The organism is Luteolibacter ambystomatis, from assembly GCF_018137965.1.
Classification (GTDB): domain Bacteria; phylum Verrucomicrobiota; class Verrucomicrobiia; order Verrucomicrobiales; family Akkermansiaceae; genus Luteolibacter; species Luteolibacter ambystomatis.
The window spans coordinates 2,530,820-2,556,526 of sequence record NZ_CP073100.1; the positions used below are offsets into that span (position 1 = coordinate 2,530,820).

General features: G+C 64.4%; 19 protein-coding genes. 12 read left to right on the forward strand and 7 right to left on the reverse strand.

Translation table 11 applies throughout. The features are described 5' to 3' along the window. Positions 1–132: 132 nt before the first annotated feature. Entirely contained in the window at positions 133–582 is a 450-nt protein-coding gene (locus tag KBB96_RS09670) for a hypothetical protein (protein ID WP_211634492.1), read from the reverse strand. 551 nt (positions 583–1,133) lie between these two features. On the opposite strand from KBB96_RS09670, the gene mqo reads away from it, so the two are divergent. The 3 genes from mqo (at position 1,134) to KBB96_RS09685 (ending at position 3,742) form a co-directional block, all read left to right on the forward strand. Beyond that, positions 1,134–2,633, forward strand: coding sequence for a malate dehydrogenase (quinone) (gene mqo, locus KBB96_RS09675; protein WP_211634493.1), 1,500 nt, complete (start codon positions 1,134–1,136; stop codon positions 2,631–2,633). A 149-nt stretch (positions 2,634–2,782) separates the two neighbouring features. Further along, positions 2,783–3,364, forward strand: a complete 582-nt coding sequence (locus KBB96_RS09680; RefSeq protein WP_211634494.1) for a YdeI/OmpD-associated family protein — start codon at positions 2,783–2,785, stop codon at positions 3,362–3,364. 12 nt (positions 3,365–3,376) lie between these two features. Beyond that, positions 3,377–3,742: an iron chaperone gene (locus KBB96_RS09685; protein WP_211634495.1), complete on the forward strand. Its 366-nt coding sequence runs from the start codon at positions 3,377–3,379 to the stop codon at positions 3,740–3,742. Between the two features lie 124 nt (positions 3,743–3,866). Here the strand turns inward: KBB96_RS09685 and KBB96_RS09690 are convergent, their stop codons facing one another. Beyond that, positions 3,867–5,669, reverse strand: coding sequence for a chitobiase/beta-hexosaminidase C-terminal domain-containing protein (locus tag KBB96_RS09690; protein ID WP_211634496.1), 1,803 nt, complete (start codon positions 5,667–5,669; stop codon positions 3,867–3,869). Between the two features lie 304 nt (positions 5,670–5,973). On the opposite strand from KBB96_RS09690, the gene KBB96_RS09695 reads away from it, so the two are divergent. After that, positions 5,974–6,879 (forward strand): alkaline phosphatase family protein, encoded by a 906-nt coding sequence (locus tag KBB96_RS09695; RefSeq protein WP_211634497.1) that lies wholly within the window; start codon positions 5,974–5,976, stop codon positions 6,877–6,879. Positions 6,880–6,888: 9 nt separating this feature from the next. On the opposite strand, the gene KBB96_RS09700 is transcribed toward KBB96_RS09695, so the two are convergent. The 3 genes from KBB96_RS09700 to KBB96_RS09710 all read right to left on the reverse strand — a co-directional run bounded on the left by KBB96_RS09700 (position 6,889) and on the right by KBB96_RS09710 (position 11,140). After that, positions 6,889–8,799 (reverse strand): right-handed parallel beta-helix repeat-containing protein, encoded by a 1,911-nt coding sequence (locus tag KBB96_RS09700; protein ID WP_211634498.1) that lies wholly within the window; start codon positions 8,797–8,799, stop codon positions 6,889–6,891. A 239-nt stretch (positions 8,800–9,038) separates the two neighbouring features. After that, the gene (locus KBB96_RS09705; protein ID WP_211634499.1) at positions 9,039–10,598 is read right to left on the reverse strand and encodes a LamG domain-containing protein; all 1,560 of its coding nucleotides are present in this window, start codon (positions 10,596–10,598) and stop codon (positions 9,039–9,041) included. Beyond that, positions 10,595–11,140 (reverse strand): sigma-70 family RNA polymerase sigma factor, encoded by a 546-nt coding sequence (locus KBB96_RS09710; protein WP_211634500.1) that lies wholly within the window; start codon positions 11,138–11,140, stop codon positions 10,595–10,597. Before KBB96_RS09710 ends, KBB96_RS09705 begins: the two co-directional genes overlap by 4 nt. Before the next feature lie 137 nt (positions 11,141–11,277). Between KBB96_RS09710 and KBB96_RS09715 the strand changes: the two genes are divergently transcribed. Continuing rightward, entirely contained in the window at positions 11,278–14,052 is a 2,775-nt protein-coding gene (locus KBB96_RS09715) for an alpha-L-fucosidase (protein ID WP_211634501.1), read from the forward strand. Positions 14,053–14,164: 112 nt separating this feature from the next. Continuing rightward, entirely contained in the window at positions 14,165–14,944 is a 780-nt protein-coding gene (locus KBB96_RS09720) for a LamG domain-containing protein (RefSeq protein ID WP_211634502.1), read from the forward strand. Positions 14,945–14,968: 24 nt separating this feature from the next. Here KBB96_RS09720 and KBB96_RS09725 read toward each other — a convergent pair whose 3' ends face one another. After that, positions 14,969–16,420: a DNA-3-methyladenine glycosylase 2 gene (locus KBB96_RS09725; protein WP_211634503.1), complete on the reverse strand. Its 1,452-nt coding sequence runs from the start codon at positions 16,418–16,420 to the stop codon at positions 14,969–14,971. 121 nt (positions 16,421–16,541) lie between these two features. On the opposite strand from KBB96_RS09725, the gene KBB96_RS21185 reads away from it, so the two are divergent. After that, positions 16,542–17,054, forward strand: coding sequence for a methylated-DNA--[protein]-cysteine S-methyltransferase (locus tag KBB96_RS21185; protein ID WP_211634504.1), 513 nt, complete (start codon positions 16,542–16,544; stop codon positions 17,052–17,054). Positions 17,055–17,205: 151 nt separating this feature from the next. Here KBB96_RS21185 and KBB96_RS09735 read toward each other — a convergent pair whose 3' ends face one another. After that, the gene (locus KBB96_RS09735; RefSeq protein ID WP_211634505.1) at positions 17,206–17,592 is read right to left on the reverse strand and encodes a helix-turn-helix transcriptional regulator; all 387 of its coding nucleotides are present in this window, start codon (positions 17,590–17,592) and stop codon (positions 17,206–17,208) included. Positions 17,593–17,818: 226 nt separating this feature from the next. On the opposite strand from KBB96_RS09735, the gene KBB96_RS09740 reads away from it, so the two are divergent. The 5 genes from KBB96_RS09740 to KBB96_RS09760 all read left to right on the forward strand — a co-directional run bounded on the left by KBB96_RS09740 (position 17,819) and on the right by KBB96_RS09760 (position 25,209). After that, entirely contained in the window at positions 17,819–19,690 is a 1,872-nt protein-coding gene (locus KBB96_RS09740; RefSeq protein ID WP_211634506.1) for a DNA/RNA non-specific endonuclease, read from the forward strand. Positions 19,691–19,779: 89 nt separating this feature from the next. Beyond that, positions 19,780–21,576 (forward strand): S1 family peptidase, encoded by a 1,797-nt coding sequence (locus KBB96_RS09745; protein WP_211634507.1) that lies wholly within the window; start codon positions 19,780–19,782, stop codon positions 21,574–21,576. Then, positions 21,573–23,762 carry an nSTAND1 domain-containing NTPase gene (locus tag KBB96_RS09750; protein WP_211634508.1) on the forward strand — a complete coding sequence of 730 codons (2,190 nt, stop codon included), beginning with the start codon at positions 21,573–21,575 and terminating at the stop codon, positions 23,760–23,762. The genes KBB96_RS09745 and KBB96_RS09750 overlap by 4 nt, the downstream gene beginning before the upstream one ends. A 38-nt stretch (positions 23,763–23,800) precedes the next feature. Next, positions 23,801–24,724 (forward strand): lipase family protein, encoded by a 924-nt coding sequence (locus KBB96_RS09755; RefSeq protein ID WP_211634509.1) that lies wholly within the window; start codon positions 23,801–23,803, stop codon positions 24,722–24,724. Beyond that, positions 24,721–25,209, forward strand: a complete 489-nt coding sequence (locus tag KBB96_RS09760; protein ID WP_211634510.1) for a hypothetical protein — start codon at positions 24,721–24,723, stop codon at positions 25,207–25,209. Before KBB96_RS09755 ends, KBB96_RS09760 begins: the two co-directional genes overlap by 4 nt. Positions 25,210–25,707: the final 498 nt, after the last annotated feature.

Genomic DNA, 25,707 nt, shown 5'->3' on the forward strand with positions numbered 1-25,707 from the left:
CTGTGATGAACCGGGCCGCCACCTCCGCATGATGTGGTTCACCCCACCCTCATGAATGAGGAACTACGTACGAAGAAAACACCCCAACCGCCTTTCAGCGAATGGGGTGTGGTTGCCGGCAGATGGGCGGAATCACAGCGGGGTGACGCCGAAGCCGGAGACGCGCTCCTTGCCATCGCGTTCGTTCACGGTGATGCGCAGGATCTTGTCCGGCGAAACGGCGGTGACGACGGTGTGGGTGGCATCGTGCTCGATGACCTTCCAGCCGCCGAAGGCCTCGACCTTCCCGCCCGCGGTCTGGAAGGCGGAGGAGAACTGGGTGATGAAGCCCTCGCGGAAACGACGCTGGTCTTCCTCCGAGGCCATCACGACATAGGCCGCGCCGACATCGGTGCCGAAGGACTTGAGGGTCTTCCAATCAATGTCCGCGCTGACGGCCTGGTCGCCCCTGGCGAGGCTTTCGAAGGTCTTGCGGGCGAAGGCGGCGTCACCGGCGGTTTCGACCTTCATCTTCACCTCCTGGCAGGAGCAGACGAGGGCGGTGGCAGCGGCGAGTGGCAGGGCGAGGAAGTTGGTTTTCATGGGAGGCAGGGGTTGTTCAGGTGGGCGGCTGCCGGAGAGGCTCCGGAGGGTTCCGGAGCTGGTCCGTGGCGGCCGACATCTAACAATTACACCCCTTCCGGAGACGCGCAAACGCAGGCAGGACAAGGGATTGCGGTGATCGGGCGGAGAGCATGCGGAATGCACAGGGATGGCGCGAGGCTCACTGCGGGATGCAATGTGCATGGAGTGGGGCAGCGGCATGTGGAGGGGGAAATCCGGCAGGCGGAGGGGATGGACGAGGCGCGTTTTTCCGCGTGGAATGGGGCTTTGCGAGCGATCGGTGATTCCCGGGTGGTCACGGCGGGCGGAAGAAGGCGCTGGGACGGAATTTTTTTTTCGTTTCACCATTTCCGCCCCTAGGATTCCCCGCGAATCTGTCTTTTTCTGGAAAAATCTTTTTTGCGTGAATATCGGGCAAATTCCCACAAGACTCCGCCGCACGTGTTCCGGGCTTTTCGGGGTGCATCCCGTCAGCCTTCAATCTTTTCCAACCGCCGCACCACCTGCCGCCACCCTCATTTTCCCATCCCATGAAGCACAATTCCCACATCCAGAATCCGGACGTCATCCTCATCGGCAGCGGCGTGATGTCATCGAATCTGGGCGCGATGTTGAAGCGCCTGGAGCCCTCGCTTTCGATCCAGGTGTATGAGGTGACGGACGAGCTGGCGCAGGAGAGCTCCCATGGCTGGAACAACGCGGGCACGGGCCACGCGGGGATCTGCGAGCTGAGCTACACGCCGAAGGCGGAGGCGGACGGAACGGTGAACGCGGCGAACCCGATCAAGATTTTCGAGCAGTTCGACCACTCGAAGCAGTTCTGGGCGTACGCGGTGGAGGAAGGGATGATTTCCAATCCGAAGGAGTTCATCAATCCGGTGCCGCACATCAGCTTTGTCCACGGGCAGGCGCAGGTGGATTTCCTGAAGGCGCGGCATGCGGCGATGAGCGCGCATCATTTCTTCGCGGAAATGGAGTACTCGACGGACCGCGACACGATCGCCTCATGGGCACCGCTGTTGCTGGCGGGACGTGGTGAGGTGCCGATCGCGGCGACGAAGATGGACGGCGGCACGGACGTGAACTTCGGCGAGGTTTCGCGGAAGCTGCTGGGCTGGCTGGCACAGCAGCCGGGCTGCGGCGTGGCGAGCCGCCACCGCGTGACGAACCTGACGAAGAAGGACGGCCGCTGGGAGGTGGTGGTGAAGAATCTGGAAACGGGCGAAAGCTTTGAGAACACGGCGAAGTTCGTGTTCGTGGGTGCGGGTGGTGGCAGCCTGCCGCTGTTGCAGAAGTCCGGCATCCCGGAGGCAAAGGGCCTCGGTGGCTTCCCCATCGGCGGCCAGTGGCTGGTGTGCGACAATCCGGAGATCGTGGCGAAGCACCAGGCGAAGGTCTACGGGCAGGCGCTCGATGCCGCGCCGACGATGGCCGTGCCGCATCTCGACACGCGCATCCTGGACGGGAAAAAGACGCTGCTCTTCGGCCCCTTCGCGGCGTGGACGACGAAGTTCCTGAACAAGGAGGGCAGCTTCCTCGACCTGCCGCTTTCGGTGAAGCCGGACAATCTCGCGACGCTGGTGAAGATCGGCATCAGCAATCTGGATCTCGTGAAGTATCTGGTGCAGCAGGGCACGCAGAGCATGCAGGATCGCATGGAGGTGCTGCATGTGTTTTATCCCGCGGCGAAGGCGAATGATTGGAAACTGATCGATGCGGGCATCCGCGTGCAGGCGATCAAGAAGACGGACGGCGAGGCCGGCATCGTCCACTACGGCACGGAGGTCATCACGAACGAGGACCGTTCGATTTCCGCGCTGCTGGGTGCGTCGCCGGGGGCTTCGGTGTCCGTGAACATCGTTCTGCAGGTGGTGAAGACGTGCTTCGCGAAGCTGTTGGAGACTCCCGAGGGCAGGGCCCGCATGACCGCGATGATCCCGACGTGGGACGAGGACATCAAGCTGCCGGAAAAGGCGGACCGTTTCCGCAGCGTGAGCCGCCATGCGGACGAGGTGTTGGGATTGGTGTGAGTCATGTAGGGGGAAGCTCCGCTTTCCCTCTTTTGGGATCGGACCCGCCTCGTACCGTCAGCCTGTTTTTCCATCCGGGCTCTCCCGGATCGAAAGCGGAGCTTTCGACTACATTGACCCGCCTGCGGAAGCTGCTATCGGGTATGGGAATGAATCCCGACGTCGATTTTTTCTTCACCAAGGCCGAGAAGTGGCGCGAGGAGCTGGAGTACCTGCGCACGGTGGCTCTCTCCGCCGGATTGACGGAGGAGCTGAAATGGGGCGTGCCATGCTACACGCGGGACAAGGCGAACGTGGTGCTCATCCATGCCTTCAAGGACTATTGCGCGCTGCTCTTTTTCAAGGGCGCGCTGATGAAGGACCCGAAGGGCATCCTCATCCGGCAGACGGAGAACGTGCAATCGGCTCGGCAGGTGCGGTTCACTTCCGTGAGGGAAATCCTCAAGCTGGAGCCCACCTTGAAGGCGTATCTGCGCGAGGCGGTGGAGGTGGAGAAGGCCGGGCTGAAGGTGGCATACAAGAAGGCGTCCGAGTTCGCGGTGGCGGAAGAATTCCAGAGCCGCCTGGACGCGAGCGCGAAACTGAAGAAAGCCTTCGAGGCGCTCACACCGGGACGCCAGCGCGCGTATCTGCTGCACTTCTCCTCCGCGAAGCAATCGAAGACCCGTGCCGCGCGGGTGGAGAAATGCGAGCCGCGCATTCTCGAAGGCAAGGGGCTGGATGACGATTGAGCACAAGGAAAGATGGGCACGCCGCGATACACCTCCATCGAGGACTACCTCTCCGCACAGGACGCGGTGAAGGCGCGTACGCTGCACGCGGTGATCGATCTGATCCTCACCACCTTCCCCGGGCTGGAGGCGAAGATTTCCTGGAACGTGCCGACGATCCACCGGCAGGGCAAATACGTGGCGGGTATCGCGGCATACAAGAAGCACCTGACCTTCGCGCCATGGAGCGCGGAGATCATCGGGGACTTCAAGGACCGTTTGAAGGGTTACGTCACCTTCAAGAACTGCTTCCAGATTCCGGTGGATTGGGAGGTGGATGAAACGCTTGTGACGGACATGGTCCGCGCCCGGCTGGCGGAGCTGGATGAGGGCGGCTGACTCCACGGCACCGGAGGCTGGAACTACGATGAACGTAGTGGAAACTACCGCCCCCGGAAAAACAACGCGGCACCGCGCCGGGAGGCGCGATGCCGCTGGAGGATGAAACGGATCGGAACCGGCTTCAGTTGATCGTGAAGCTGTCCTGATCGGAGTGGATCATGTTGCCGTGGATGTCATACACCACCGCCACCACCGTGTAGCTGCCGGCGGAGAGGGAGGTGAGATTGACATTCCAGTCCGCGGGAACGGCCGGGGTGCGGGTGGTATGGAGCGCGCCGTTCACCCACAGCTCGAACTTGGTGGCCGCGCCGTCCTGGTAGGAAATGTTGCGCGTGAGCGCCACGGTGGCCGCTCCCGGCGCGGTGCCGGTCGTGACCGTGGAGGTCGCGTCCACGGTGGAGAGCTCCGGCGCGGGATTCCACACGGAGGGCGTGTCCGGCAGTGCCTGGGCGCTGCCGCTGGAGGGGGTGCCGAGCTGCGAATGCGTGTTCGAGCCCCACGAGTAAACCGTGCCGTCATCGGCGATCGCGAGGCTGAAGCCGTCGCCGTCCTCACCGCCGGCGGCGATGGCCACGATGCCCGAGAGATTGGTGGAATTGTCCGGGGTCCGCACCATGCCGGCATAGCCGCGGCTGGTGGTGGTGTTGTCGCCCAACTGGCCCTTGGCATTGTTCCCCCAGGCCCAGACGCGGCCGAACTTGTCGAGCGCCAGCGTGTGCGAGGCTCCTGCGGAAACAGCCTTGATGCCCTGCAGCGGCACGCCCACGGCGATCTCCGCCTGCACCGGATAGACGACATTTCCGCTGCTGGTCACGTTGTTGCCCAGGCGGCCGGAGCCGCGCTCGCCGAAGCTCCAGACACTGCCCTGGAGATTGGCATCGCCGGTCTTCCAGCGGACCACGGCGGTGTGGATCTGGCCACCGGAGATGGCGGTGACATCGGTGAGCTGCGTGGTGGAGTCCAGCATCACCGGAAAGGCCCGCAAGCGGTTGTTGGTGTGGCCCAGTCCGAGCTGACCGGAACTGTTGTTCCCCCATGTCCAGACCTTGCCGGTGCCGCCCGGGACTTCGTCCGCATGAGCCTCACGTGCGACTCCGAAGGCACCGCCGAACTCGATCTCCACGATTCCCGAGAGGCTCGGAGCGCCGCCCACATCGCCGCGGGTGACAAGGCCCGCGTACTTGCGGTTGCCGAGGTTGTTGCCATTGCCCAGGCGACCGGTGATTTCGCTTCCCCAGGTGTAAACGTTCCCGCCGAAGGATAGCGCGCCGGAGAAATTGTTGCCCGCGGCCACCGCCTCGCAACCGCCGACGCTGAAGGAACCGTCCGAGACGTTCACGAATCCGGATCGCGTGGTGAGCGTGTCATCACCCACCTGTCCGTTGCTGTTGCTGCCCACGCCAAAGGGGCTATCCCCGCCGATGATGAGGGACTGGTCCTGCCCGGCGGCGATGCTGCCGGCATCCCGCACCGGAGTGGTGGAGGCGTAGGACATCATGGCCACGGCGGTGCCGGAGCCGGTGGTGAGATTCGCCAGGCGGCCGTTGTTTTGCGCGCCCCAGGCATAGGCATTGCCGACCGCATCCATCATCACCGTGTGAAGGCTTCCCGCGACGATATCGCCGGTGAAGGTATAGGTGCGGGTGGTGGTGGGGCTGGAGTCCGCGCCCACCCAGGCCTTCGCCTTGAACGTGACATTGTCTCCGATGCTGACAATGCCGGGGAAGGGCGCGATGGGATCATTCACCGTGGGTTCCTGACCGTTCAGGGTATAGCGGATGGTGGCTCCGGGTGTGGTGCAGGTGACGAAGAATCCACCCCCGCGCTTGTACGAGCCGCTGGCCACCGGGATGATGGGGGCATCCACGACGACGGCGGAGACGGACGAGCATCCCAGGGCGAGAATGGGAAGGGATTTCAACATGCTATGTCTGTTGTTAGGCATATCATGCATGTTCAAGAATCCGGCCCGCGCCCTGTAAATCAAAAAGTGATGACATGTTGATAAATGACAAAACCGCGCAAAAAGCAAACCACCCGGATTCATCATAACACACTAACATCAAGCAGCCCGGAACGACGGCGGCACGCGTGACAAAAATGACATGTCATCCGGCAAGGCGCCCTTCCGGCCGCGGGATGCCGGTTTTCACCCCGCGCTTTCCCCTTTCCTGCCATGCAGCCTGCCTCCTTGACACCCCGCCGGAAGATTTCTTGGGTGGTGGCGTATGAACCGTATGATCCGCCGTTTGTTCGTGGCCGTGCTGGCCATTGCAGGAAGTCCGTTTGCCAATGCCGAGGCCGCGCGTGCGGAGCACGTGTTCATCATCAGCTTCGACCAGGCATCGCCCGCGGGCATCGAGAAGGCGGAGATGCCGCTGTTCAAGAAGATGGCCGCGGAAGGCGCGCACACCTGGGAGGCCTACACGATCGTGCCGAGCCTCACCCTCCCCTCCCACACTTCCATGCTCACCGGCGTGGGCATCCAGAAGCACCAGGTCGACTGGAACAACTACCAGCCGGAAAAAGGCGTGGTGAAGGTGCCCACCATTTTCGCACTGGCGAAGCAGAAGGGCCTGGGCACGGCCATGTTCGTGGCGAAGGAGAAATTCCAGCACCTCAACCAGCCGGGCACCGTGGATACCTTCGTCTATCCGAAGGACGATGAGACCTGCGGCAGCGTGGCGCGCCGTTTCGCCGAGGAGGTCGTGAAGTCGAAGCCCGCGCTGTGCTTCATCCACTTCGGTGATCCGGATGTGAAGGGCCATGAGTTCGGCATCTATTCGCCGGAAAAGATGCAGGCCTACACGGACACGGACAAGGCGCTGAAGGTGATCCGGGATGCGGTGGACAAGGCCGGCCTCACCGCCAGCAGCGTCTTCATCCTCACCGCCGACCACGGCTGCCATGACATCAAGGACAAGAACGGCATCACCCGCGGCACGCACGGCGATTCCTCGCCGGACGACGTGACCATCCCGTGGGTGGCCTGGGGCAAGGGCGTGAAGCCGGGCGCGACGATCACCGCGCCGGTGGTGCAGTATGACACCGCCGCCACCGCGCTGTGGCTGCTGGGCGTGCCGGTGCCGGAAGGCTTCTGGGGCCGCCCGGTGACGAGCGCGTTCGGGAATTGAGAGAGCTTCCTATTCTCCGCTGGGATTCCCGATCTTCACGCGGAAAAAGCGTGCGGCTCCCTCCGCTGTCGTGTCCGGGAGCAACGCCTTGACGATTTCGTGGTTCGCATCGGCGGCCACGACGGCCAGCTTCGCTTCGGACGGGCCCGGTGCCGCGGATTCCGGCACGGGATGCCACGCTTGCAGATCCATGCCGGCCTCCAGCGTGTAGGAGAGTCCGAGCGCGGCGCGATCCTTCCGCCGCGTGAAGTACATCACCCGCCGTCCGCCATCCGCTGCGGATGCCGGGAACACGGAGGGCATCCCCGGCCGCTGGATCGTCCCGGCGGCCGCATCGAACGCCGCAGGAAGGATGGCTGCGCCCACCGGCGGCAGCCCGCAGGCGAAGTCCGCCAGGTTCGCGGTGCCGCTTCCATTCGCATCGGATCCATCCGCGGCCGTCCCGGCATTCACCATCGTGCCGAAGTACTGGAGACGCCATAGTTGCAGCGCGCTCGGGATGAACTCCAGCGCCCCGGCATCCGGCGGAGGCGTGCGCGCCGCGCCATCGTGATCCACTGACGGGGCGTATGCCGGCAGCGCCAGGCCGATCGCGGGGGAATCCGGCCGCAGCCGGTAAACGCGCGCGGACGCGTCCACGAACCGGGGATCACCGGACACCGTCGCCACCGCCACGGCGGAGATCTCCGGCGTCACCGTGCCCTGCACCACGTTGTTCTCCACCACCAGTCCGGTGGTGCTGCCCGCGGACAAGGCCCGGCCGCCGAAGTCGTTCACCGCCACGGTGATGTTGTTCCGCACCGTCACGTCCGCGCCATCCTGCACGCTGATGCCCGTGTTCGGCCCGCTGCCGGAGCGCTGGTTGTTGAAGCACGTGTTGTTCACGATGTCCACGCGCTGCGCTCCGTTCAGATGGATGCCGCTGAAGCCATTGCCATCGCACACGTTGTTCGCGATCAGGATGCGGCCGATGTTCCAGCCGCTGATCGCCGCGGTGGTCTTCTGCACCGTCAGCCCCTTGCCTTCGTCGATCTGCGGATTGATGAAGGTCTTCAGCTCGCTCCACGAATAGATCTCGTTGTAGTTGTCGTACACGGTGTTCGCGGACAACTCGATGCGGGTGCCGGTGAAGCCGTCGTTCAGCAGGTTCGTGCCGCCCTGCACCACGAAGCCGTGCGTGCCCACCGCGGACCGCCGCGAGCAATCGTGCACCGTGTTGCGCAGCGCCTTCGTGTGGTCGATCCCTTGCAGCCGCACGCCCGCGCCGGGCAGGTGGTGGACCGTGCAATCCGTGATCTCCACATGGTGGCTGTTCTGCACCAGCAGCCCGGTGGTGGAGAAATAGGAAGGCCGCTGGGCGAAATCCAGCACCGGCAGGTTCGTCAGCGCCGCGATCTGCTCGTCCGTCAGCGAGGGGTCCACCCGGTATCGCACCACACCGTCCGCGTCCTTGTAGGCGAATTGGTACTGCTTCGCTAGTACCACCGGGATACGGTCCACCTCGCCCTCGATCGTGAGGCCGGACACGCGCACGTAGCTGCTGTTCCGCAGTTGGAAGATCGCATCGCCATCGCCCTGCATCAGCACCGTCCCCGGAGTCTGCGCGCGGATGGTGATCCACGCCGCCGCCGTGCCGTTCAGGTTGTTCACCCGCACCGTTTCCTCCAGCTTCCAGATGTCCAGCGGGGTCTGGCCGTAGGTCGGATTCCGGTAGGTGCCCGGCAGCAGCACGATTTCATCCCCGGGAGCCACCCGCCCCGCCGCGTACGCCACCGTGGCGAAGGGATTGGCCGGGCTCGTTCCCGCGGACGGGCTGTTCGTTCCACCACCGGTGGGTGCCACGTAGAAAGTCGCGGCATTGGCCACCGGAACCAGCCAGCAGGCCCACCAGAAACCCCGCAGCGGGAACCGCCCTGACAATCGTCTTATTTTCGACCACATCGGAAACACCCTACAAGAACGCTCACAAAGTCACACGCCTTTGAAACAAATGGAATGATCAAAAGTTCCCGGGAAATCGGAATGACCAGGCGGACAGCTCCGTGCAATCACGGTGGACCGGAGTCTGCACTCCGGACCACCGCATTCTCTATTGCATTGTGTTGCGTTACCCAGGAAAAGCATTGGAGGGTTGGAAAGCGCGCCCGCATGCCCCCCTCTCACTTCTCCCGCGCCAGCGAGGCAATCTCATCGGACGAGAGGACGCGGGTGAAGAGGCAGAAGTCATCCATCTTGCCCATGAAGTTGCGGATGATCTCCGCCTCGATCCCTTCCAGATTGGCGGGCCTCCAGTTGCCGATCTCCGCGGTGACGAAATGAAAGGTGGGGATGCCGTTGAAACGGCTGGAGCTGATGATCCTGCCATCCAGATAGTGGCTCACCTCACCGGTCACCGCATTGCAGGTGGTGGCGAGATGATGCCACTCGCCGTAGTTCACAGGACCGATGATCGGCGGGGTTTTCGCGTCCTGATAGTAGGAGTCCACACGGCTGCACAGCCCGAGGTAGCCGGCGTTTCCCATCTGCCAGTGGACGCCCCCGGGCAGGAAATCATCGGACATGAAGAGCGAGTTGTAGCGACGGTCCAAGCCGGTCACCAGCACCCACGCGGCAAAGGTCAGCTCGGTGGATTCGATGTCCGCGCGCAGGCGGATGCGGTCGGTGTGATGGGAGAACTCCATCACCTGGCCGGATCGGCGGCGGTCCGGTGCCGAGGTGGCGCCGATGACGATGCCATCGCGCTGGCGGGAGCCGCGGCGGGCGCGGTTGACCACGCGGCTGGCGTCCGCCGGATCGGGCTCGAAGTCGTAGCAGATCACCAGCGCCGGATCATCGAGCAAGGACGGCAGAACACCGCCACTGTTGGAACGGGCGAAAGTATCCTTCCTCAGCCGCGCGCCAACCTCCCGCAGCGGTCCCGCGTCCGGCACCTCCTCCGCCAGCCCCCCCTCTCGGAAAAGGGTGGCGCGACCGATGCCCAGCAGCGGACCGCCGGTGCCCTCGATCATTCTGCCGGATTCCAGGAGCACCTCGCAGGAGGAGCGGGAGACGCGCATGACGCACTCGCCTTCCTCCAGTGAAAACGACATGCCACCCGCGGTGATGCGGAGGATTCCGGGCATGGCGGGATGACGGATGAGGAAGATCCCCTCGGACAGCGCGATCTGGCGCGAGTCCGGCAGGCTGAAGCCGGCAGGTGCCATGCAGCTCACCTGGGTGCCTTCCACCGTCTCCAGCGCCGCGGTTCCCGTGGGCAGGCGGTAGCCGCCGCGCTCCAGTGTCTCACCCACGGCGCGGCCATCCATGGAGACCAGTGCGCCGCCACGGAAGGTGGCGATGGCATGGCTGGTGCCGAGCACGGAATCCGGGGAAATATCGGCGGTGACAATGGAGGGCCGCTCCTTCCATACGCCCGGCCCGCGCAATCCCGCCCACAGGCCGAGCGCAAGGAGGGCTGCGGCGGCGAGGCAGAATACGGCCCTTCTGCGGAGGTGGCGGCGGGCGGAGGCCTTGCGGATTTCCGCGATCAGGGCGTGGCGGGACTCGGTGGTCCGGGCCGCACCCCATTCCTGCAAGGAGCCTTCCATGTTTCCGAAGACGAGGAATTCCTCGCGGACCGCGGGATTCTCCAGCAGCAGCGTCTCCAGCACGCGGAGCTCGTCGGAGGCGAGGCCACCGTCGAAATAGCGTTCGATGAGATCCGTGTGGGAGGGCTTCATGGAGGGTTCGGAATCTGGCGGAGCTTCCGTTCGATGCAGTTGCGGAGCAAGGAGCGGAAGCGCGAGAGCATGACCTTCACGGAGGCGGGGCGGAAGGAAAGCACGTCCGCAATCTCCGCCAGCGATTTGCGGTGGGTGTAGCGCAGCGAGATCATCTGGCGGGCGTTGCCCGGCAGCTTCGCGATGCAGTCGCGGAGATGGGCGGCGCGCTCGTCGAAGTGTCCGTCCGGCGGTTCCCGGTCCTCCGTGATCGCTTCCAGCACCTCCGGCGCCAGATACCCCTCATGCCGCCGCTCGCGCAGGGACTGGAGTGCCTTGTGCCGGCCGATGGTGAAGACCCACGCGCGGAAGTTGGTGCCCTCCTCGAAGGTGTCCGCCTTGCGGGTGACGGTCAGGAAGGTTTCCTGGATCACATCATCGAGGCGGTGGCGGTCCGGCACCAGCGTCCACAGGAAGCCGCGGAGATTGGAAATCTCCATGACGAACATCTGCTGGATGCGGAGGGCCTTCGCGGGATCAGGGGGTGATGGGTGCGGGTTCAACAGCTTGTCAGTTCTTGGATCGCACAGGATGGGCGATCGTTAACAAAAAAAACCACAAAAACCCAAAAAAACCATTAACCTCGGGCGAAGCCGGAGTGATGAGCGGTTGTACTTCTCCACTCGTTCAACTCCCCGCCATGTATCCAAAATTGACTGCCATTTTAACGGCCTTCACCCTGAGCCAACCCGTGCTGCGGGCGAATGTGGCGATCCTCGCCGACTATCCGCTGGGGGAACCCGGCTCGCTCGGCACGAACAGCCGCCCGCTGGACCTCACCGGCACCTATTCCTACACGGGGAACAACTACGGGGGCACCACGCCGGTGGCCACCGCCGGGGTTTCCGCGCCGGGATCGACGCACTATCTGGACACCTCCGACACCACGCGCCAGGAGGGCTTCTGGGGACCGGTATTCTCCGTGCCGGGCAGCGACAACTTCGCGATGGGGATCTATGTCCGCGCGGCGGAAGACACGGCGGCCACCCGCGGCTCGATCTTCACCTCCGGCCCGAGCAACCAGAACGGCGTGCTGAAGATCACGCTGGATGGAAACGGCTGGTCCGCCAGCGCGCACAATGTCGCGTGGATCGGGACGGCCGGCGGCACGGGCTTCACCGCCAACACGTGGGTACACCTCGCGCTGATCCGCAGCGGCGGCGTCACGACCTTCTACATCGATGGCGCGGCGCAGGCGGGCACATGGTCCGGCACGCCGGTCTTCGGCCAATCCCACCTAGGCGTGGATGCCGGTGGCACCAACGCCTTCGACGGGCATCTCGACCAGGCCCGCGTGGTCACCTTCACCGCCGGAGAATCCGTGGCGAACATCCTCGCCGCGCTGACCTCGGCGGGCGCTCCGGAGCCGCACATCCTCCAGCAACCGGCATCGGTGGTCGTACAGAACGGGGGGACCGCGACCTTCACCGCCTATGCCAGCGGCCATCCCACGCCGACCTACCAGTGGTTCCGCAATCCCGGGGCGGTCCCCGTTTCCGGCGGTGCCACGGGCACGCTCACGCTGGCGAATGTCACCAGCGCGGACACGGGGGACTACTACGTGGTGGCCACCAATACCGCGGGCAGCGACACCAGCGCCACCGCCACGCTGGCCATCGGCCGCGCGCCAACGCCCTCCACGCTCCCGGACGCGGTGCAGCAGATGCAGATGGACCGGAAATACGGCATGTTCTGCCACTTCGGCGTCAATACCTTCGCCGACCAGGAGTGGACGGATGGCACGCTGCCGGCCACCACCTTCAATCCCACCGCGGTGGACGCGGACCAGTGGGTGCTGGCGGCAAAGGCCGCGGGCATGCGCTATCTGCTGCTCACCACGAAGCATCACGACGGCTTCTGCCTGTGGCCGTCCGCCTACACGACGTATGACGTGGCCTCGTCCTCGCGGCCGGATCTCGACGTGGTGAAGCTGGTGTCGGACGCCTGCCAGCGCCACGGCCTGCGCTTCGCCGTCTATTACTCGCTGTGGGACCGCAACTGGAACAACGGCGCGATGCGCGCAACCAGCCTCGACCTGAGCCCGGCGAACAGCGCCGCCTACGTGACCTACATGAAGAACCAGCTCACGGAGCTGCTCACGAACTACGGCCCGGTGGCGGAGCTGTGGCTGGATGGAGGCTGGGTCACCCCCAGCGAGGACTGGAACATCCCGGCGGTCTATGACCTGGTGAAATCGCTCCAGCCGGAATGCCAGGTGAGCGTGAACTGGACGGTGGGACCGGAGGGATCGAACGTCACTCCCGCGAACCAGCAGCCCGGCGATCCGCTGCGATACTTCCCCTCCGATTTCCGTACGGCCGACCCGTTCATGCCGAAGTTCGCGGACCCGAAGACCTTCACGCATTCCGGAAACACCTACTACCTGCCCTTCGAGGCGACGATCACGATCGCGAATGGCTCGCACTGGTTCTACCACACCGGCGACGAGACGGCGAAGCCGCTGTCCTCGCTGGAAAACTCGTTCAACACCGCCACCGCGCAGGGAAACCTGCTGGTCATCAACTGTTCTCCCAACCGCAATGGCGTGCTGCTGCCCAGCAACGTCACCGCGCTGGCGCAACTGGCACAGCGGCTGGGACTCGAACCGGATCGTCCGTTCCCGGTGAACCTCGCCCGGACCGCCACGGCCAGCGCCTCCACCGAGTGGCCGAGCGGCGGCCATCAAGCGTGGAAGGCCAGTGACGAGGACCCTAACAGCCGCTGGGCCGCGGCGGACGGTGATGCCAGCCCCACGCTCTCCTTCGACTTCGGACAAGCGACGACTTTCGACCGGATCATGGTGAATGAATATGGCGAGGGCGATGTGTACCGCTGCCAGTCGTTCGACCTGCAAACGAGTGACGATGGCTCGGCGTGGACCACGATCCACAGCGGCACCACGCTGGGCGAGTCCATCCGCATCGACCTGCCCGCACCGGTGACCTCGCGGTGGCTGCGCCTCCGCGTGAACTCCGCGTCCGGCGCGGTCTCGATCTGGATGTTCAAGGTCCAGAACTCCGCAAGACCCGATCCGGAGAAGACCTCCTTCCGCCTGTGGCAGGAGCAGAACTTCACGCTCGGTGAGATCCAGTCCGGGATCGCCGGAGCGGATACCACGCCGTGGGGCGATGGCCTGCCGAACTTCCTCAAGTATGCGCTCGGCATCGGCAATGCACGCCATCCCCACACAGGAGGGAGTGCCACGACCTTTGGCATGTTTCCGGGAGGCGGCTGGAAATTCCAATTCCACCGCGCCCGTCCGGACGTGACCTACACGATCCAGTCCTCGTCCGATCTCCAGAACTGGCAGTTGTACGATCAGGACCCGGGCAGCGTCGGCAGCCCCGTCGAGGTCTTCGTTCCCGGTGGCACGGGCTCTCTTTTCCTGCGCCTCCAAGCCGCGGAGAAACCATGATCCGGATTTATCCAGTTAACCTTCCGCCTCTCCGGGGGATGACAAGGCGGAGCATCGGCTCCGACCTCCTGCCCCCGTCCCATTGATTGCTTCGTTCATACAACACATGTCCATGAAAAACACATCCCCCTTGGTGCTCGCCATGTTCGCGGGCCTGACCGCAGTCTCTCCCGCCGCCGTAACGGTCTTCGCCGAGTATCATCTCGGTGAAGCCGGGAGCCTCTCCGGAGCCAACAATCTTCCCCAGGATAGTTCCGGCAACGGCAGGAATCTCGCCACCGCCATCAGCGGCAATACCGTCATTGTCGGAACCACCGGCGTGGTGGCTCCGGGATCGACCGCCTACATCGATACCAGCAGCGCGACCAATGAGGGATGGTTCTCGTCCAACCTCCTGACCGGCCTACCCACCGATGATTTCGCGGTGGGCGTCTATGCTTCTTCGGCAACGATTGGCGGCACACGGGACATCATCTCGCTGGGGGGAAACAACGGAGCCTACAAGCTCTCACTGGGCCCCAATGGCTGGGCCGCAAGTGCGCATAACGTATCATGGATCGGGACCGCCAACGGGATTGCCGGTTCCTTCACCGCGGACCAGTGGGTGCATCTCTCCCTGATCCGCTCCGCTGGCACGACGACCTTTTACATCAATGGCGTGGCACAGGCCACCTACGCGGGCGCTCCGGTCAATGACACGCTTCACATTTCGGTGAATCCAGGTGGCGGGACTTATTTCAACGGCAAGATCGACGAGGCCCGCATCGTGACTTTCACGCCGGGTGAAAGCACCTCGAACATCCTCAATGCGCTCCAAGGCGTGCCCGAGCCATCGGCGGCCATTCTCGGAGGACTGGGATTGCTCGGCCTGCTGCGCCGCCGCAGGGAGTGACGCGGAACCGCAGCGTCCCCACCTTCAGGGATTCCGCCACAGGTGCATCACCGCGTAGCTGCGCCACGGACGCCACGCTTGTGAGATTTCTTCCGCCCGCTTCGCCGTGACGCGGCCGAGGCGGTTGCGGATGGCGATGTCTTCCTTCGGGAAGGCATCCGGCCAGCGCAGCGCGCGCATGGCGAGATAGTGCGCGGTCCATGGACCGATGCCGGGCAGCGCGGTGAGCTGCGCGAATGCGGCGTCCGGGTCACCGCCGCTGTCGAGGACGAGTTCACCGCGATGACACGCACGTGCGAGCGATTGGATGCAGGCGGCGCGACTGCCGACGATGCCAAGGCGCGCGATGTCCGATACCTCCGCCCGCGCGAGCACGGTGGCAGCAGGTGTGAGACGATTGAGTGGCGGGAAGGGTGTGGCGAACTCCTCGCCAAAAGTGGCGGCCACGCGGCAGGCGATGGTGGTGGCGGCGCGGACGGTGACCTGCTGGCCGAGGATGGCGCGCACCGCCATCTCGAAGGGATCGAAGGCACCGGGCACGCGCAGCCCGGGATCGCGCCGCACGGAGTCCGCGAGCAGCGGATCGTTCCCGAGATGCGCGGCGATGAGATCCGGGCGCGCGTTGAGATCGAAGAGATCGCGCAGGCGTCCGAGCAACGCGGGCAGCGCGGGCGTGAGCGTGTGGGTGAACTCGACACGGAGCGCGCGTTTCTCCTCATCATGGCGGACGCGGACCCAGCCGGTGTGATCGCCGAGACGAATGGTGCGGAAATAGGCGGAGCCATCGTCCGGAATCCACTCCACTCCCTGGATGAGACGATGGCGGAGAAAGGCGACGATGCCGTCCCAATCATACGGCGGGCGATAGCTGAGGCGGAGCGTGGAGGTGCCGGTGGAGGATGGCGTGGATTTTTCCGCGAGGGATTTCCTCAGGCGCGTGGGCGGCATGCGGTAGTGGCGCAGGAAGGCGTCATTGAACCGGCGCAGGCTGGCGAAGCCGCTGGCAAAGGCGATCTCCGTGACGGGCAGCGTGGTTTCTGTTAGAAGCTGCTTCGCGAGCAGCAACCGGCGCGTCTGCATCAGCTCAATGGGCGAGACGCCGAGCTCGGCATGGACGATGCGGCGGAGCTGCCGCGAGCTGATGCCGAAACCTTCCGCGAGGTCCTCCAGGCCCGTGCCTTCATCGAGCAATCCTTCATTAAGACGATGGACGATGAGGTGGGCGATGCGCTGGGCGTGATCGACAGGTGCCTGGCCGGGCGCGAGTTCCGGGCGGCAGCGCAGGCACGGGCGGAAGGCGGCCTTTTCCGCTGCGGCGGCACTGGGGAAGAAGCGGCAGTTTTCCCGGCGCGGCGTGCGCGCGGGACACACGGGACGACAATAGACGCCGGTGGAAGTGACGCCGACGTAGAAGACGCCATCGAAACGCGGATCGTGCGAAGCGAGGGCGCGGTAGGCGGCGTGGTCGTCGATCATGATGGGGTCACGATAGCCGTGCGGAGGGATTCACGCTGGCCGTTTTCGGACATGGGAACGAATTTGCATCCATGTCCGGAAACGGCCAGCATTTCCTCCCGGAATGCGGCAGGGTGAGGCCATGAACACGACGACAACCCAACAGGCATGCAAGGTGATCGGCTCGCCGGTGGGACGGCTCACCCTGGTGGCGGGCGAAAAGGGACTGGCGGCGGTGCTGTGGGAGAACGACGCTCCGGACCGCGTGCGGCTGGGGGTGCTGGCGGAGCGGCCGGATCATCCGGTGCTGGTGGAGGCGGAGCGGCAGCTCGGCGAATACTTCGCGGGGAAGCGGACGAGCTTCACGGTACCGCTGGAATTCCACGGCACGGATTTCCAGAAGGAGGTGTGGGCGGCGCTGCTGGAGATTCCCTACGGTGAGACTCGTACTTACGGACAGATCGCGGAGCGGATCGGGCGGCCGGACTCGCAGCGTGCGGTGGGAGCAGCCAACGGGCGCAATCCGATCTCGATCCTCGCACCGTGCCACCGCGTGATCGGCACGAATGGGAAGCTCACCGGATTCGCGGGCGGGCTGGAGACGAAGGCGAAGCTGCTGGCCCTGGAATGCGGCCAGCCGGTGGCGTGGTGGTAAGGGCGGGCCCGGCATCGCAGGTCTCCTTCATCGGGGAGGCGGTCGAGCGCACGCTGGACGATCTCCATGCTCCGTCTCTGAGAGGGTGTACCGCCCCCCTTCGGCCCGCCTCCGGAGGTAGGGACGCCCGCAAGAATTCCACACCCGCCTGCTAGTTAAGACCGGGCAGCCTCTCGCGCCACCTTTCGCTCATCTTCTCCAGATAGCGTACCGGTGACACGCCGTAACAGCGGATGAACTCGCGGCGGAAGCTGCCGAGGGTGGAGAATCCCAGCTCCCCCGCCACGTGTCCCGGACCTTCTCCGGCACGCAGCCGCAGGCGGGCCTCCACCATGCGGATCTGCGCCAGCCATGCCTTCGGCGGCAGGCCCACGTCCCGGACGAAGACATCATAGAGATAGCGATCACTGCAACCAAGCGTGGCGCTCATGCCGGAGACGCGGAATCCGTTCCGGAAAGCGATTCCGTGCAGATCCAGGCGCATCCGCCCGCAGGTGCCAAGCACCAGCCAGTTCCCGTTGTTGCGGACAATCCTCATGGAAAATCCCCTCATCTGTGACGCACCTCATGCTAACTGGTCAATATCAAACGGAACATCCCGTTCATTTCCGTAAAGCAAAACAGTGTTCCGGTTTTGTACGCCTCCGAGTCTTGGCATTTTCCTCCCAAAACCCCAAGGATCAACGATCACCCTCACCCACTTTTTCCCGTCCGGCCTCATGCCGGAAACCACTCCAACACATCACCCCAACTCCCGAGAAAACATGTCCAACAACAAACAGAGACTCAAGTCATCCCTGGCTTCCCTGCTCTCCGACACCGCCGTGATGGCGGAACTCGGCAACAGCCGGGAAACCCTCGAATCCGCCAAAGGCAGCCCGGGTGCCGAATCCCTGGACCTATTGATCGAAGGCAATGGCGACGTCCTCCGGGACGGCGCCTACACCACCACGGAGGCCATCATCCTGGACTTCGGCCGCCCGGCCCTGATCGTGCAGGACGGCAAGTGGCAGACGCCGAAGTCCAAGGAAATCGAAACCCGCCTGAAGGGCGCGGAGGCCACGCTGCTGGCTGCCATTCCGAAGGTGGGCCGCGTGGAGATCCTGAACTACCGCTCCGACTACGTGGGCACCGGCTGGATGATCGACGAGGACATCCTGATCACCAACCGCCACGTGGCCTCCCTCTTCGGCCAGAAATCGGGTGGCAGCTTTTCGTTCCGCGCCTCGCCGTCCGGCCGCTTGTATGAGAGCCGCACGGATTTCCTGCGCGAGTACCAGCGCAACGCGGTGGCACAGGCCGCGGTCCGCGAGATCATCTACATCGAGGAAGACAGCGATCTGCTGCCGGACATGGCGCTGGTCCGCATGGATAAGAACGCCATCAAGCTCCCCGCCCCGGTGGAGCTGGCCGCCACCCTGCCCGTGTTCGACCAGCAGATCGCCATCATCGGCTATCCCGCGGAGGATTCGCGGAATGATTCGTTCGTGATGAACGACATCTTCGGCGGCGTGTACAACGTGAAGCGGCTCAGCCCGGGCCGGATCATGGGAGTCCGCCCGGATGGCAAGCTCCTTCAACACGACGGCACCACCCTGGGTGGAAACTCCGGCTCCCCGGTCATCGATCTGGCAACCGGCAAGGCCGTGGGACTCCATTTCTCCGGCTCCTTCCACCTGGAGAACTACGCCGTCACGTCCGTTTGGCTCAAGCAGCGGCTGGCGGAGATCTCGCCCGTGCGGATCACCGTTCCCGCGCTGGCCGCCCCCACGCCACCCGCCGGCGGACCACCCGAGGCGACCGTGGCCGCGCCGGTGCCGAACGGCGGCTCGGGCTACCACCCGGATTTCCTGGGGACGAATGGCACCAGCGTGCCGCTGCCCACCATCCCGGAGGACCAGACCGGCCTGATCGCACCGGTGGAGGGCAATGACGACGGGGAACTGAAATACAGCCACTTCTCCATCGTCATGCGCTCGGACCGCCGCCTGCCGTTCTACACCGCGGTGAACATCGACGGCAACCTGCTCTACAACTTCAACCGCGGCACGGACAAATGGTACTACGATGATCGTATTTCCCGCGACCACCAGATCGGCGAGGACCTCTACGTCCGGAACAACCTGGACCGCGGCCACCTGGTGCGCCGCCTCGATCCCACGTGGGGCGAGTCCCGCAAGGAGGCGAAGCAGGCGGAGGAGGAGACGTTCTTCTTCACCAACTGCTCGCCCCAGCATTCCAAGCTGAACCAGAAGACCTGGCTGAGCCTGGAGGACTATATCCTCGGCAATGCCGGAAAGGAGAAGCTCCAGGCCTCCGTCTTCAGCGGACCGGTGATGGATGAGAACGACCGCGACTACCGCGGCGTGCAGATCCCGGAGGAATTCTGGAAGGTGGTGGTGATCGTGAACCCGCTCTCCGGAAAGCTCTCCGCCACCGGCTACGTGCTCAGCCAGGCGGACTACCTCGGGGACCTGGAGTTCGTGTTCGGCGAGTTCAAGACCTACCAGGTGCCGATCAGCCAGATCGAGGGGAAGACCGGCCTTTCCTTCGACCTGGAGAAATACGATCCGCTGGCCAGGACCGAAGCCCGCCCGCAACGGGAGATCAACGGCCCGGCCGATCTGATCCTCTGATGTCTCATCGCAAGCGCGGGCAATCCCGCGCCCGCCCCGGAGTCCGTGCGCTGATGCGGACTCCGGCTCTCTTTCCACATGCATCATTCATGGAAGCGATTCGAAATTACGTCTGGTATCTGGAGGCGCGCCCCCAAGGGAACCCGCAGGGAGCGGCCCAGATGGGCAGCGGCGTGGTGGTGTCCCTCTATCAGCCGAACCAGCCGGACTCGCACAGGCGCTACCTGCTGACCTGCCGCCATGTGATCCGTGGTGCGGATTCAAAAGGCGCGAATGGCTACGGAGATCCACTGGGGGAAATCCTGTGTTGGAAGCCGAATCTGGGATTCACCAAACCTGCCGACATCCCCAACCGCCAGAGCGGCGTCTGCCCCGGATCATGGATCGCCAGAATCGCCGATGTACTCTCGCCCCAGTCACCAGGAGACGTGCCTGCCGACCAACGCCATCCGGCACGCGATTGGGTGCTGCTGGAGGTGAAGGGGTCCGACCCCTTGGACGACTTCCAGGTCGAACCCTTCGCGCCCGACTGGAAGGAAGTGAAGGACGGCGAGGCGCTGGACATTGTCGGCTTCCCGGGAGGTTCCGCCACCTGGCGTACCAACAAGCTGGTGCAGAGCGTGATCGCCCGGAACGCGGAATCCCAGCGACTCGGCGAGGCGGGGACATTGAAGCTGAATGGAGCCCAAACCGGCCCCGGCATGAGCGGCTGCGGGGTCTTCGATCCAGCGGGGTTTCTTGCCGGCATCCACCGCTCCGCCACCGTGGTGGAGCTGGCCACGGGCGCCGTTTCCGCCCCCTTTATCCGCGGAGAACTCGCGAAGCTGGGGTGGCTGGTGAGTGCCGCGGCGGCCGATCCCGTCGCCGCCATCCGCGAGAGCTCGAAGGAGGTCTCCGCCGCGTTCGTTTCCCTGACCAAGCTGGATACGAACAAGTTGACACAAACGAAACCGAACACCCTGGAAGAGCTGGCATCCGCCTTGGAAACGCTGAAGGCGGACCTTTCCACGATGCGGGATTGCAAGGCGGCACACGAGATTCTGCTGCATCAGGCGGGAGTCCGTGTCCGGCCCCTGCTGGCGGCGGTCGCCAGAATGGCGGATACCGCGACCGTGGATGAGGCGAAGGAGGAGGTTGCCAGCCTGCTCGATCTGCTGCTCGCCGATGCCGCCGCTTTCCAGAAGATCGCGGCGAAATGCCCGAGCGTGGACACGGCCGCTCTCTTTGCAAAGCAGTTCACGGACGCCGTCAACCGGCTCAGGGAACCGGCAATCACCCCGGACAAGTCGGAAAAGGTGATCCGCATGACCTTGCAACGGATCGTCGCCACCGGCCCGGCCGATTTCCAACACGAGATCGGCCGGAAGGCGGCGAAGCTATCGTTCGACCGGATCTCCGTGCTGGTGGCGGACCTCCTCACGGACCGGATGATTCCGCCCGGAGTCGGTCTGGAAGGAATGATGAAGCTCATCCCCCTCAAGGACGAAGTCGGCCGTCTGGTCGCCGAACACCAGTCCTGGCAGGACTTCGACCGGGAGGTGAGGCCGATCGACGACAAGGCCCGGAGCGTCGAAGGGGGGCGGGAGGCGGACCTACCAGACATCCAGTACTTGGCGGAGCTTCTGGCCCCGTGGGTCCAGAATCTCCAGGCAACCCAGACCGGCTATTCGGACGATTTCAGCGACCTGATGCTGTCCATCCGCGCCTTCACCACCGCTGCGGCCGCGGAAAAACCGGAGCCAACCACGGTCATCAAGACCTTCGATGCCATGCGCGCGAAGGCGGACTATCTCTTCAACCTGGCGGATCAGAAACTGCTCAAAGCCTGCGAAAGCGTCACCACAATCATCGCTCCCATCGAAACCCTCCTCACGAAAATCTCATGATTACGGAATCCGTACCCGCCGGCACGCCATGGAACAGCCTGGCGGAGATGAAGGGCGAGCACCGCAGGCTGCTGGGGAACCCCGACCGCAGCGCGCGGGAACCCGCCACCCGGGAAACAATCCGCCATTTCATCCTGCAAGGGTCCGCGCTCGGAGCGCGCCTCTCTTCCCTGGACGACCGGGTGGAGGCCCAGCGGATGCTGGACTACTGGGCGGCGGTCAATACCGGCGCCCCTTCCGAGGGGCTGGTAAGGGCGGTGCTGGATGACTACCAGGATGTCGGGGAGGAGGATGCGGGCAAAAAGGCGGAGGAGCTCTATCAGAGCGCCACCCCCCATGGCAAAACACTGCTGAAACGGCTATTTCTGGGCCTCATCGAGCTGGAGGAGAACGGCACCTCGTTCCGGCTGGTGCCGCGCACGGAACAGGAGCTCACCGCAAAGCTGGAAGCGCCGTCAGGCGAAACCCAGCCCAAGGAGTGGCTGCAGAGGCTGGTCGCGACCGGGCTGGTGCTGGAGCAGAACGGCAGCCATACCTTGGTCGGCCCCTCCGTCATCGACCAATGGGAAGTCGCAGGCAATTGGATGACCCAGCGCCGCCGGCTGCGCGGTGCGGCGCGCTTTTGGAACGAGCACGGCCGGAATGGTGCCGCCCTGCTGGAACCGGGCAGCCTGCTGGATGAAGCGGACGGCTATCTCGACCTGACAAAGCAGGAGGACGAATTCGTCAAAGCCAGCAAGTCGTCCGGCGAAGTGAGGAAGAGAAAGAAATGGCAGTTCGTCGGACTCGTCGCGGGCATCGGGCTGGTGATCGCGCTGATGGGGCTCGCTCAAGCGAGGCAGGAGAGCAAGGCCGCCAACAAGGCCTTCGCTGACGCCCAGGCACAATTGGCTGTATCCGAAGCACGACTCGCCGAAGCCAATGCAAAGCTGGCTCTCTCGGAAAAGGAATCCTACCAAGCCAAGGTCCTCGGTGTGCAGGCGGTGTCCCTGAGTCAAATAAGGGAAGTCAACCAGGTGAAAGTATTGGACGGACTGACCAAGGAATTCGAGCAAACCATCCGCAACAGCACCCTGCCGCCCGAAGATCTCAAGGCCAAGATCGATGAGTTCGGGGACAAACTGATCGCCAACGGACAGGCACCCCAGACGGCCATCTCCGGCCAGGGAGCCACCGCCGCGGCTCCCGCCACCTTGCAGCCCGGATCAGGACTGCTCATCCGCTCGGATCAGGAAATCGCAAGCCAGGCGACAGCGGGGGTTTTCCTCCGGAAACCGGGCGGGAACCAAAGCTATCTGCTGATGCCCGCCTACCTGCTGGCCCCTGACAAACCAAGCGAACTCTATCCCATCCGCTCGGTGACGGACCAGGCGGCCAACGCGCCACGCCTGTTCTCCACTCCCGCCGATCCATCCTACGGTGCGAACAATCCGCTGGAACTCGCCGCCGTGCCCATCCTCGACGCGGCACCCACCGTGGAAGCGAAAAATACGGCGGTGGGAGGGACTGTCATCCACGGGGTCGCACAGCCGGCGGAGTTGCCGGCCGGCACCTCCGTGACCTTGATCGGCCTGAGTACCGGCGTGAAGGAGGGAAAGATCCTGGAGTACAATCCCACCTCGAAGCTGATCTACACCACGAAGATCTCCACTCTGGGTGACGCGGGAGCACCGGTCCTGACAAAGGACAACAAGCTCGTGGGCATCCTGCTCAGCCTCGATCCGCTCGATCCGAACCGCTCCGTGGTCAAAGCCGCACAACCCTTCCTGGCTGCCACCGGCTTCACCCTCGCGGGCGACGACACTCCAACACCGGAGCCGACACCGGAGGAACGGAAATGGGCCGGAGTGATGGGCGAGATCCTGATTTCCGGTGATTCCCCCGAGTTCGCGGAGGAGGCGAAGAAATATGTGAACCTGCTCCAACAGTCGGGCATTCCCATGCCGGTGCCATACGCCCAGGTCCGCAAGCGGGTGCCGTCGAAGACCGAGGTGCGCTACTTCCGCACGGAGGACAAGCCCATCGCGCAGGACGTGATCGAACTCATCGTCCAGCACGGGGTGCCCCGGGAAAGGCTGCGGTCCTCCTTCGTGGACGACCCCACCGCACCTCCGAAGTTCATCCAGATTTCGATGGCAAAGGACCTCCTGTCCCCGCACCCGGACGCACCGGTCCCGCCTCATTGAAATCTCCTTCCCTCATCCCACCCCAAGAACCCCATCCCATGGCATCCTACCAACTCCTGCAAAAATCCGGACTGCATCTCGATACCGCCGTCTTCCTGGCGGAAGCCTCGCAGGCAGCCTACAACGACCAAGCCGCACGCACCTGGGCGACAGCCGCAGGATTCAGCCACACCACCACCTTCAACCGCTCGAACATCCAGGGCTTCTGGAGCACGGCGGATGACGTGGCGCTGCTGGCCTTCCGCGGCACGAGCAATCCCGGGCAGTGGATCAGGAACGCGCACTTCTTTCCGGTGAGGCATCCATGGGGGCGCGTGCATGAAGGCTTCAAGGACGGCGTGGCCGATGTGGAGACGGACCTCCGGGGCTTCGATGAGGTGGCGGGGAAGGCGAAGTATCTCTGGATCACGGGCCACAGCCTCGGTGGCGCGCTGGCGCTGATCACCGCGGCGCGGTGGAAGATGGCGGGCATCCCCTCGTCCCTCTACACCTACGGCCAGCCGATGGTGGGCCTGGAGGGATTCGCGGACCGTTTCGCCATCGAGCTGCCGGGACGCCTCGTCCGCTTCGTCAACCAGAGCGACATCGTGCCGCGGGTGCCGCCGGGCTTCAGCCACACCGGCATGCTGAAGCGCATCGTCCGCCCCGGCGTGCTGGAGGCCGTGCCCGCGCTGGAAGCCGTGGCCGCCGTGCAGACTCCGGAGCTGGCGGCCGCCGTGCGCACCGCCACCACGCTCACGCTGGAGTCGGTGGAGGCCGTCGTGCAATCCGGGATCAGCGAGCCGCTGATGATCGACTCGGAACTCGCGCCCCTGACCGCGAAGCAATTCCTGGAATTACAGGCGTCGCTGGATGCCGCGGAATTGGAAGGAGCGCAGCTTGAGGGGATGTTCGACCTCTTCAAAGATCACCGCATCTCCGAATACATCCGCCTGTTGGCCCAACTCCTTGACCACGCATGAGTGCTCCCCTTTCTCCTCCCGGATCATTGCGGGTGGGTCCCGCCGCCCCCGCACCGGTCCGTCCCGCAGATCCCGGCCTCGAAGCCGTGGAGCCCCCCGCGAATGGCGCACCGCCGCAGGCTCCGGCCACCGCGCCGGACAAGCCCTACCTCGCACGGCTGGTGCTGCTGGTGCCTGCCGAGGTGATCTCGCTGTATGTGGCGCTCAAGCCGACGGCGGTGAATTTTCTGCCGCAGTTCGGAATCGTCTGCCTGCTGCTGGTGATCCTGGTGCGCTGGAAGGCGACGAAGGGCACGGACGGAAAAGCGGAGTGGGGCAGCGTGGTGATCAGCGCGATCTCCTTCGGCCTGTGGATCTACTCCGTGGGTGGATCGCTGCCGTGGCTGCCCGCACCGAAGGACGCGGGCGTGATCGCCGTGGCGATCGGTGTCTGGACCTTCACCGTGCCCTATTTCTACCAAGGTGCGAAGCCCGCATCGGCCTGACTCCGCGCTTCCGCGGCCCACCATCGTGCCCGGAAGGCGCGTGCCATGCCACGGGCATTGCGGTGTATTACTAGAATCACCGTATCAAAGATGTTCCTTCCGCGGCCGCCCCGGCAGACCTGGTGACGCGTGCGGTGCCGGTGAAAATTCACCCGAATGGGTGATTGGGCGGATCACCCGGAGGAGATAGGGTGTCACCAGCATCATTCCGGGGAAGCATCCTGCTCATCGCCGTCCTTGCGGCCCTGCGGAGGATGACGACCTGCGGTCCTACTCCCGCCAGGCGTGGGAGCCGCATGATGCACCAAACCCAAAACCCAAAAACACCTGCTCCCGATCCAACAAGGAGCAAGCTCGAAGCGCCCGGCGCCTGTCAGGCATTCTCCTGGCAGGTGCCACCCCTTTTCCGGCACCGGCGGCGACTCCGATGACAGATTTCCCGGTTGCCTGGATGAAGTCCGCCCTGAAGCGCGGATGGCGGCAAGGAACGGGTAGCGG

What these genes read in the sequence shown, in the direction of transcription:
- KBB96_RS09750 (WP_211634508.1), top strand. Translation starts at nt 21,573, where the DNA reads ATGATTACGGAATCCGTACCCGCCGGCACGCCATGGAACAGCCTGGCG.
- KBB96_RS09760 (WP_211634510.1), top strand. Translation starts at nt 24,721, where the DNA reads ATGAGTGCTCCCCTTTCTCCTCCCGGATCATTGCGGGTGGGTCCCGCC.
- KBB96_RS09755 (WP_211634509.1), top strand. Translation starts at nt 23,801, where the DNA reads ATGGCATCCTACCAACTCCTGCAAAAATCCGGACTGCATCTCGATACC.
- KBB96_RS09705 (WP_211634499.1), bottom strand. Translation starts at nt 10,598, where the DNA reads ATGAAGCCCTCCCACACGGATCTCATCGAACGCTATTTCGACGGTGGC.
- KBB96_RS09740 (WP_211634506.1), top strand. Translation starts at nt 17,819, where the DNA reads ATGTCCAACAACAAACAGAGACTCAAGTCATCCCTGGCTTCCCTGCTC.
- mqo (WP_211634493.1), top strand. Translation starts at nt 1,134, where the DNA reads ATGAAGCACAATTCCCACATCCAGAATCCGGACGTCATCCTCATCGGC.
- KBB96_RS09695 (WP_211634497.1), top strand. Translation starts at nt 5,974, where the DNA reads ATGAACCGTATGATCCGCCGTTTGTTCGTGGCCGTGCTGGCCATTGCA.
- KBB96_RS09745 (WP_211634507.1), top strand. Translation starts at nt 19,780, where the DNA reads ATGGAAGCGATTCGAAATTACGTCTGGTATCTGGAGGCGCGCCCCCAA.
- KBB96_RS09735 (WP_211634505.1), bottom strand. Translation starts at nt 17,592, where the DNA reads ATGAGGATTGTCCGCAACAACGGGAACTGGCTGGTGCTTGGCACCTGC.
- KBB96_RS09685 (WP_211634495.1), top strand. Translation starts at nt 3,377, where the DNA reads ATGGGCACGCCGCGATACACCTCCATCGAGGACTACCTCTCCGCACAG.
- KBB96_RS09670 (WP_211634492.1), bottom strand. Translation starts at nt 582, where the DNA reads ATGAAAACCAACTTCCTCGCCCTGCCACTCGCCGCTGCCACCGCCCTC.
- KBB96_RS09720 (WP_211634502.1), top strand. Translation starts at nt 14,165, where the DNA reads ATGAAAAACACATCCCCCTTGGTGCTCGCCATGTTCGCGGGCCTGACC.
- KBB96_RS09690 (WP_211634496.1), bottom strand. Translation starts at nt 5,669, where the DNA reads ATGTTGAAATCCCTTCCCATTCTCGCCCTGGGATGCTCGTCCGTCTCC.
- KBB96_RS09680 (WP_211634494.1), top strand. Translation starts at nt 2,783, where the DNA reads ATGAATCCCGACGTCGATTTTTTCTTCACCAAGGCCGAGAAGTGGCGC.
- KBB96_RS09715 (WP_211634501.1), top strand. Translation starts at nt 11,278, where the DNA reads ATGTATCCAAAATTGACTGCCATTTTAACGGCCTTCACCCTGAGCCAA.
- KBB96_RS21185 (WP_211634504.1), top strand. Translation starts at nt 16,542, where the DNA reads ATGAACACGACGACAACCCAACAGGCATGCAAGGTGATCGGCTCGCCG.
- KBB96_RS09725 (WP_211634503.1), bottom strand. Translation starts at nt 16,420, where the DNA reads ATGATCGACGACCACGCCGCCTACCGCGCCCTCGCTTCGCACGATCCG.